3 protein-coding genes and 5 pseudogenes are annotated in these 6,339 nt (G+C 53.2%); 7 read left to right on the top strand and 1 reads right to left on the bottom strand.

The window, feature by feature from the left end; all coding sequences use genetic code 11:
- From ALO80_RS03950 to ALO80_RS28955, 7 genes and pseudogenes are all read left to right on the top strand, one after another.
- The coding region (locus tag ALO80_RS03950) for a sensor histidine kinase (protein ID WP_144434201.1) at positions 1 to 1,078 on the top strand (1,078 nt) is incomplete at its 5' end.
- A 73-nt stretch (positions 1,079 to 1,151) separates the two neighbouring features.
- Complete coding sequence (locus ALO80_RS03945; RefSeq protein ID WP_055008021.1) at positions 1,152 to 1,442, top strand: hypothetical protein; 291 nt, start codon at positions 1,152 to 1,154, stop codon at positions 1,440 to 1,442.
- 205 nt (positions 1,443 to 1,647) lie between these two features.
- Positions 1,648 to 2,685 (top strand): annotated as a pseudogene (locus ALO80_RS32255) (PAS domain-containing protein); the annotation flags it as partial.
- Between the two features lie 51 nt (positions 2,686 to 2,736).
- A pseudogene (locus ALO80_RS32425) lies at positions 2,737 to 2,961 on the top strand (methyl-accepting chemotaxis protein); the annotation flags it as partial.
- A 302-nt stretch (positions 2,962 to 3,263) separates the two neighbouring features.
- On the top strand, positions 3,264 to 3,596 hold the full coding sequence (tnpA, locus tag ALO80_RS28960; RefSeq protein ID WP_083493134.1) for an IS66-like element accessory protein TnpA: 333 nt from the start codon (positions 3,264 to 3,266) through the stop codon (positions 3,594 to 3,596).
- A gap of 163 nt (positions 3,597 to 3,759) precedes the next feature.
- Positions 3,760 to 5,358 (top strand): annotated as a pseudogene (gene tnpC, locus ALO80_RS03935) (IS66 family transposase).
- A gap of 17 nt (positions 5,359 to 5,375) precedes the next feature.
- A pseudogene (locus ALO80_RS28955) lies at positions 5,376 to 5,897 on the top strand (IS5 family transposase); the annotation flags it as partial.
- A gap of 131 nt (positions 5,898 to 6,028) precedes the next feature.
- On the opposite strand, the pseudogene ALO80_RS03930 reads toward ALO80_RS28955, so the two are convergent.
- Positions 6,029 to 6,339: pseudogene (locus ALO80_RS03930) on the bottom strand (type III effector); the annotation flags it as partial.

The following is a 6,339-nucleotide window of genomic DNA, read 5'->3' as shown; positions in this document are numbered from 1 at the left end:
TCTGGTAGGGGCAAGTCCACGAACGGTGGAAACCGCTATGCCTGCAATGGATGCCAAGAGATTGAGAGATCATGCTGAGCAGATACTGAAGACGGTTGCTCAGGATATGCAAACGTATCAGTCCGAGAGTCAGCAGATCGCAAAATCGCAGGGTTATGGCTCGTTTACGGAAGAGGACGCGCCTTCCCGGACTCATGCGATGACACGCTTCGTTGCAGGGTTCTCCATGGATCAGATGGTTTCCGAATATCGGGCTCTTCGATCTAGCGTGCTCCGGCTGTGGCTTGCCAGAAAACGCGCGGACGCCGAGCACGATGTGGAGGACATGATTCGCTTCAATGAAGCAATAGATCAGGCACTGGTCGCGTCGATCACTACTTTTGGAGAGGCCGCCGAGTCCACACGCAAAAAGGTTCTAGGAGTATTGGGTCACGACTTACGTTCACCTTTGGGCGCTGTGCTAATGGCCAGTGAGCTACTTCGCGAAAGCGAAAATGTGACAGGTCGGGACCGAAAGCTGGTCATGCAGATTAGCGCGAGTGTCGGCCGAGCCAACCAGATGGTCGCTGATCTACTCGATTTAGCTCGCTGCAACCTCGGAAATGGCATACCCGTGCATCCAGAGGACGCTGACCTAGGTGTCCTTTGTGCCTCTACCGTCGATGAACTACGCACCGGTTTCCCTCAAGCACACATCATTATGAGTGCAAGCGAAGCCTTAACCGGAAGGTACGATTCTGCTCGCATGGCACAGGTTTTCACTAACCTGATTGGCAATGCGGTACGGCATGGGGACTTGGAGCACCCGATCAACGTGGAGTTGTCACGAAATGACGACTGCATAGTTTTTAGCGTGCAGAATCGCGGCGAACTTATTCCTATCAGTGCAATGCCCCGTCTTTTCGATCCACAAGTACGATATTCAAGCTACGCGGCGAAGGAAAAAGGCTCATCCGCTGGCCTCGGGCTGGGTCTATTTATCGCGTCAGAGATCATCTCGGCTCACGACGGAAAGATTGAGGTCACGTCAACTGCTGAGCTGGGTACCGTATTCAAGGTGCTTCTCCCGATTATCTGATACGGCCTGTGAGACGTAAATCAAGTTGGTGAAGGACATGATGGATGAAAAGAGGGCAACAGAATGACTATAAATGCGCCAGGCATTGTTCGGTTCGACAGTGCGCTTAACCGCTACTCAGGCCAACCCAAATAAAGGCAAAGATCAATCTGAGAAATCCCCTCTCAGGCGAAAAATGGTCAAGAATTTTGTGCCCAAGCTCATCGTCACACTGCGTGTGGGTAACGAATTCGAAGGCGCGAGGGAGTTGATCACCTTCGATGTGGACACGCTCAGCAGTCTCCAAGCCGAGGTGGATGCAATGAAGATTGCGCGCAAGAAATACAGGTATGTCAGTAAGGGAACGGCAAACACACCTTCCTGACGCAACCGCCGAAGGCCATGGTGTCCACCTAAGACGCGGACACCATCGCACTTAAAGCAGGAGTTCGGAAGGTGAGTTCGCCGGACGATTGCCGAGCTCAAACATAATCGTGAGAGAAGCATGTACAAATTGAAAATCATGTACAGTTTTTTTCATTCATGACGATATAGATTGCAAGGTGCCATGGATAGGGCCCGCAACGTTTATGAGTCCAATCGTCATGACTATCTTCTTCAGAACGCGCCGTGATCGTCGCGCTATTCATCAGCTGGTAGCTGCAATCATTCACGGGATACCGCCCCAAGTAGACGGGTGCGCTGAGAGCGCTGCAGTTCTTGATGCTTGGAGAGCTTTTGAGTCACTTGATCGCAGCTCCAAATCCCGTATATCTGAGCTTGAGCATGAATTGGAGGCGACTCGTGAGATGCTTCGCGAAGCGGCATCGTCCGCTTCGGCCTATGAGATCAGGTTTGATCTTGTGAACCGAGCCTCAAGCGAGGGGCTTTGGGATATGGAGGTCGTAGCTGGCGACCCAGTAAATCCTAAGAATCGGTTTTGGTGGTCTCAGCAACTACGAAACCTTTTGGGATTTAGCGACGAGCGGGATTTTCCTAACGTTTTAGCCAGTTGGGCAGATCGTCTGCATCCCCAGGACAAGCAAGCCACTCTTGACGCTTTTGCGCGACATCTGAACGATAAGTCCGGGCATACGCCTTACAAGGTAAAAAACCGGCTCGCGATGAAGGACGGTTCATACCGTTGGTTCTATGCCCAAGGAGAAACTCTTAGAGATGATCGAGGGATGCCTATACGCGTAGCTGGTTCTCTGCGCGACATCCATGATCAGCTTGAGCGCGATCAGGAGCATGATGTAATCATTACCAGATTTGAACTGGCCAGGGAGATGCTCTCAGACGGTTTGTGGGATATGGAGGTTATCGCTGGAGACCCCGTAAATCCAAAGAATCCTTTCTGGTGGTCTCCTCAGTTCAGGCGACTGCTCGGATTTCAAACCGTGGAGGAGTTTCCAGATGTTTTGGATAGCTGGGCATCGAGGCTACACCCGGACGATAAAGAGCGAAGTCTAAACGCTTTTGGTGCACACCTAAACGACCAATCTGGTAAAACGCCTTTTGATATCGAGTATCGCTTGAAGATGAAGAGCGGCGAGTACAGGTGGTTCAGAGCTAGAGGTCAGACTCGGCGCGACTCCTCCGGTTCACCGCTTCGGGTAGTAGGAGCCCTTGTAGATGTCCATCTGCAGCATGAGCAGGAGGCGTTACGACAGGCGGAGGTCGAGCATCAGCGGACGCTGGAAAACAACATTGCTCAATTATCGCAAATCGTTGGGACCATTCAGAGCATCGCAAGCCAGACGAACCTGTTGGCGCTCAACGCGGCGATAGAGGCAGCGCGCGCGGGCGAAGCGGGCCGTGGATTTGCGGTAGTTGCAGACGAGGTTCGAAAGCTCGCGACTCGCACTACTGAAGCAACCGAACAAGCTGCCGGGATGATCGCCAGCTAAGAACGGTTTCGGTGAAACTCCTCAGGCGCGACATTTGCCCAAATGCTCTTGATATCTCTGTCTAACTCGCGAGACTCAATGCGGAGAATACGAGTCGTCTTGATAGCGCTATCGCTGCAGGGCGAGTTACTAAATAGATGACGTTTCTGCGACGAAATATCGTCAAGACATCAAGCATAGAAGGATTCTAAGAGTATGCGTCCGGCCAAGACATCTACCCAGCCTCGCAAAGCCCAGACATGGTGTGCACTTAAATTTAAGTGGACACCAGTTCTAGCTTTTTAAGCGGGTATTTCATGCAGCCAACACGCCGTTCCTATTCCAAGTCCTTCAAGGCCCAGATCATTCAAGAGTGTGCCCAGCCCGGCGCTTCGATTGCCAGCATCGCACTCAGCCATAGCCTCAATGCGAACCTTGTCCACAAATGGATTCGGGTGCAGGCGCAGAAAAGTACCGCGTTGCAACCTGCATTTATTCCAGTACCCATGCCGTCGGCCGGAGCAAGTTCGCACGCAGCGTCATCGAATATATGTGTTGAGATCCAGCACCCTCGCGGCACCGTTAAAGTGAACTGGCCAACTGAAAGTGCTGCTGCCTGCGCGACCTTTCTTCGAGACCTGTTGCGATGATTCGCATCGACTCCATCTGGCTCGCCACTGAACCGATGGACATGCGCGCCGGTACCGAGACGGCATTGGCCAGGGTCTGGAGCCTCGATCACACTGCTTTAACGGCTGCCATTAGCCTATCGGTCTATCGTCGCGAACTGCCTGTTCTGGCAAAATCGACCCTATGACTTCGCTCCCAAATATCGATCATCTGACTCCTGAACAACTGCGCGCTTTGGCGGCGCAGTTGATGCAGCGTGTCGAGACGCTCGACCACCAGGTCGACACGTTGGGCAAGACGGTCGAAACAATGGGTAAAACCGTTGAGACGATGGGCAAGAAGATCAACCGTGATCAAACAGTCATCGAGAAACTGACCTTCGAGATCGCACAGCTCAAGCGCTTGAAGTTTGCTAAACGCAGCGAGCAGATGAATCCTGAGCAGGCCAGTCTGCTCGATGACCTGATCAATACCGATATCGCTGCGATTGAAGCAGAACTTCAAGCCTTGCAAACAGTGCCCGCAGCGACCGAGAAAAAGTAGAAGCCCAAGCGCACTGCATTACCGGCTGAGTTTCCACGCACCCTGATCCATCACGAACCAGAAAACACTCACTGCCCCTGCGGCTGCGCCCTTAAGCGCATCGGCGAGGACGTCAGCGAGAAGCTGGACTACGTGCCCGGTGTATTTAGCGTTGAACGTCATGTGCGCGGAAAATGGGTCTGCGATGACTGCGAAACGCTCATCCAGGCACCGGTTCCGGCGCAGATCATTGATAAAGGTATCCCGACCGCCGGGCTGCTGGCCCACATCATGATTGCCAAGTTTGCTGACCATCTTCCGCTTTACCGTCAGGAGTCGATCTTCGGCCGAGCGGACCTGGCGATTCCACGCTCAACCCTGGCTCAATGGGTTGGCATGACGGGTGTGCAATTGCAGCCACTGGTCGATGCGCTGCGCGAAGTTGTACTCGGGCAGCAGGTTATCCATGCCGATGAAACACCAGTGCAAATGCTGATGCCCGGAACAAAGAAAACTCACCGTTCCTATGTCTGGGCCTACGCCACCAGCCAGTTCTGCGAAACAGCAGCTGTTGTTTATGACTTCAGCCCGAGCCGCGCCGGAGAACATGCTCGCAACTTCCTGCATGACTGGAAAGGCAAGTTAGTCTGTGACGATTTTGGTGGCTACAAGGCCAGCTTTGAACTCGGCGTGACCGAAATCGGCTGCATGGCTCATGCACGGCGTAAGTTCTTCGAGCTGCACGCGACGAATAAAAGCACGCTTGCTGAGCAAGCGTTGCGCTACATCCAGTTGCTGTACGAAATCGAAAGTGAAGTTCGCGACCTGGAACCTGACTTACGACGCCGAATACGGCAAGAAAAAGCCGTCCCGGTAATGGATATGCTGCATGCCTGGATGATCGCCCAGCGTGCCCTCGTGCCTGAAGGTTCGGCCATCAGTAAAGCTCTCGATTACAGCCTGAAACGCTGGGCGGCGTTGTCGCGCTACCTCGATGACGGGGCCGTACCCATAGATAACAACTGGTGTGAGAACCAAATCAGACCATGGGCTCTTGGACGTAAAAATTGGCTCTTCGCAGGGTCGCTACGCAGCGGAAAACGTGCGGCGGCTATCATGAGTTTGATCCAGTCTGCACGTTTGAATGGGCACGACCCTTATGTGTATCTCAAAGATGTGCTGACCCGGCTGCCGACGCAGCGCGCCAGTAAGATCTCCGAGTTATTGCCGCATAACTGGTTGCCGTTACCCAACCTGTAATGCGAGTTCGCTTACCGACCAGAAACGAGAAAGGAAAGCGCGATCCCGAGATGCATCAGGCGAAGAAAGGTAACCGTACTTCTTTGGCATGAAGGCGCATATCGGTGCCGAGTCGGGACTGGTTCATCATGTTCATGGCGCTGCAGCCAATGTGGCCGATGTCACGCAGGTCGCCGAGCTCTGTTGCATGGCGAAGAAAACGCGGTTTATGCAGACGCTGGATACACCGGTGTCGAGAAGCGTGAAGAGCATGAAAGTCGTGAGGTCATCTGGCAAATCGCGGCGCGGCGCAGCACGGATTCCAGGCTCAATAAAGCAGCGTTCTCTACAAGGCGAAGCGCAAGATCGAGTTCTGCAAAGCTCAGACACGGGCCAAGGTCGAACATCCGTTTCGGGTGATCAAGCGTCAGTTTGGCTACGTAAAAGTGCGCTTTCGTGGGCTGATGAAAAACACAGCTCAGCTGATTACGCTGTTCGCCCTGTCGAATCTGTGGAAGGCTCGAAAACAGCTAATGGGTATGGGCGAGTTACGCGTTTAACAAGGGAAACCGGGCAAAAATGCCCTCAACGCAGGCTGCACCAGGCCATTTTCAGCGAATAGCGCTGTTTGCCGAGTGCATTTTCGACTTGCCGCTGACGCGCGGCAAGTTGATCGGAGCATCCTTAGGATTCAGTCAATCACATGCGCTTGGCCGTATCTCTCGATCCACTCGTGCATATTGGCGTTCACTGCGTAGTTCTCTTCCCGGTGCTTGAATTTCAATCGGGTCTTGAAGTCCAGCTCCACCACGCCCTGTCCCGTCCAAGAGTCTACAATCGCTCCTTTCGGAAATGCATTGCTCGGGTGGATGACCACATAGTTATGGCTTAACTTACGGTTGCTGTAGATGGTGAAATCTGAGATTCCTAACTTATGTCGAAGGTGCAAGCCGATTTCCAGCGCCTGTATGTCACAATTGGATGGACTTGCCCCTACCAGAC

The sequence above is a fragment of the Pseudomonas caricapapayae genome, assembly GCF_001400735.1.
Taxonomy (GTDB): domain Bacteria; phylum Pseudomonadota; class Gammaproteobacteria; order Pseudomonadales; family Pseudomonadaceae; genus Aquipseudomonas; species Aquipseudomonas caricapapayae.
The sequence above is the reverse complement of the archived record's forward strand: the minus strand, read 5'-3'. Positions and strand labels throughout refer to the sequence as shown.

Bases quoted from the DNA above. Each gene is read 5' to 3' on its own strand.
- ALO80_RS03945 (WP_055008021.1), top strand. From the start codon at position 1,152: ATGCGCCAGGCATTGTTCGGTTCGACAGTGCGCTTAACCGCTACTCAG.
- tnpA (WP_083493134.1), top strand. From the start codon at position 3,264: ATGCAGCCAACACGCCGTTCCTATTCCAAGTCCTTCAAGGCCCAGATC.